Raw genomic sequence first — 1813 nt, 5'->3', positions numbered from 1 at the left:
AGTAATAGCTGTCCCAGGACCGGTTCTGGCAGCACACGCCGAAGGTGTGGCTGCTGGACATGGGCATGCTGGCGGCGTTGTCGCTCTTCTACGCCGGCTTCGTGCGGTGGAGAATCCGCTTACGCCGATAGGCCGGCGCGGCCCTAGATTTGCTCCGCACCGCCGTCGACGAAGATCTCGCTGCCGGTCATGAAGCTGCTCTCGTCCGACGCGAGGAAAAGCACCGCCGCGGCGACCTCCTCGGGCCTGCCCAGGCGGCCCATCGGCACCTTGGCCGCCTCGCCTTCTCGCAACTCCTGCTCCCGCCCGGCCGGCGCCAGCCCCAAAAGCCCCGGCGTCTCGACCGGTCCGGGAACGATGGTGTTGACCCGGATCCCGCGGCCCACGAGTTCGGCGGCCCAGGTCCGCCCGAACGAGCGGATCGCCGCCTTGGTCGCCGCGTACACGCTGAACGCGGGGGTGCCGTTGTAGGCGGCGGTCGAGCCGGTCAGCACGATCGACGACCCGCGGTTGAGCAGCGGCAGCATGGCTTGCACGGTGAACAGCGTGCCGCCCACGTTGGTCATGAACGTGGACGTGAAGTGTTCGACCGAAATGTCGCCCAGTGCCGCGAATTCTCCGCCGCCCGCGTTGGCGAAGAGCACGTCGAGGCCCGCTCCGCGGGAGGCGACGACGTCGGCGACGGCGGCCACGTCGTCAAGGTTGGCCACGTCAGCGCGGACGCCCGTCGCCCGTTCACCGATCGAGGCCACGGCGGCGTCGATGGTCTGCTGGTTGCGCCCGGTCAGGATGACGTGGGCGCCCGCGTCGGCCAGCCGCTGCGCGGCCGCCAGCCCGATGCCCGAATTCCCGCCGGTGACCAGGGCTGTCTTTCCGCTGAGGTCGCTCATTGTGACTAGAGTAGGTGCATCCATCCGCCCAAGCACGAGACGTTCGACCTGATCGCCCGCACCAACACCGATCCCAAGGGCATCGTGCGGGACGTGGACGACTATGCGGTTCACCCGTGGGGCCTCTACGTGGCCCGGCCCACCCCCGGCCGCGCCCAGTTCCATTACCTCGAATCCTGGCTGCTGCCCTCGCTCGGCTTGCGCGCCACCGTCTTTCACTTCAACCCGGGCCACGAGCGCGATCACGACTACTACCTCGACGTGGGCGAATACACGCCGGGGCCCGAGGTGTGGCGTTCGGAGGACCACTACCTCGACATCGAAGTCCGCACCGGCGACGGCGCGGACCTGGCCGACGTCGACGAGCTGCTGGACGCCGTCCGGCACGGCCTGTTGACCCCGGAGGTCGCCGAGCTGGCGGTGCGGCGCGCCGTGGACGCCGTTGCGGGGTTGGCCCGCAACGGCTATGACCTCTCCCGCTGGTTGGTCGGCCATGGGATGGAGCTGACGTGGCGCCAGACGTGGCCGCGCTGCCCGACGAACCGGTGCAGCTCATAGTCGCTGACATTACGCCCAGCGCAATCGGGGGACCAAGCGCTCAGGCGCCGCTCTCCCGCACCACCTCGCCGTCGACCACGAAGCGCGTCGCGCGCTGGGCGGCAAGCGCATCGACGAGTTCCGGGTAGGTTCCGTTGAGCGGCTGTCGGTTTCGCGACAACATCCGCACCCGGTCGCCGTCGCGGAACGCCAGACAGCGCATCCCGTCGAACTTGCGCTCGAAGATCCAGCGCGGATCGGAGAACCGCCTGTCGGTCAGGGTCGCCAGCGTGGGGGATCGCCAGTCGGGCACCGGTTCGTCGGGCAGCGCGGCCACGTCTGGCGCCACGTCAGCTCCATCCCATGGCCGACCAACCAGCGGGAGA

Annotated in this window: 2 protein-coding genes and 1 pseudogene; 1 reads left to right on the top strand and 2 read right to left on the bottom strand. The window is 69.3% G+C overall.

Annotated features, from left to right (window positions below):
* Nucleotides 1-143 precede the first annotated feature (143 nt).
* Nucleotides 144-890, bottom strand: coding sequence for an SDR family oxidoreductase (locus A9X05_RS07715; RefSeq protein ID WP_067778866.1), 747 nt, complete (start codon nucleotides 888-890; stop codon nucleotides 144-146).
* An 84-nt stretch (nucleotides 891-974) separates the two neighbouring features.
* On the opposite strand from A9X05_RS07715, the gene A9X05_RS07710 reads away from it, so the two are divergent.
* Nucleotides 975-1448, top strand: a complete 474-nt coding sequence (locus A9X05_RS07710) for a DUF402 domain-containing protein (protein ID WP_067780436.1) — start codon at nucleotides 975-977, stop codon at nucleotides 1446-1448.
* Nucleotides 1449-1506: 58 nt separating this feature from the next.
* On the opposite strand, the pseudogene A9X05_RS07705 reads toward A9X05_RS07710, so the two are convergent.
* Nucleotides 1507-1776 (bottom strand): annotated as a pseudogene (locus tag A9X05_RS07705) (ATP-dependent DNA ligase); the annotation flags it as partial.
* Nucleotides 1777-1813: the final 37 nt, after the last annotated feature.

Origin of the sequence: Mycobacterium sp. E3298, assembly GCF_001666895.1 — a bacterium.
Lineage (GTDB): Bacteria > Actinomycetota > Actinomycetes > Mycobacteriales > Mycobacteriaceae > Mycobacterium.
The sequence above is the reverse complement of the archived record's forward strand: the minus strand, read 5'-3'. Positions and strand labels throughout refer to the sequence as shown.

Excerpts from the sequence above, each read along its gene's own strand:
- A9X05_RS07715 (WP_067778866.1), bottom strand. The coding sequence starts at position 890 with ATGAGCGACCTCAGCGGAAAGACAGCCCTGGTCACCGGCGGGAATTCG.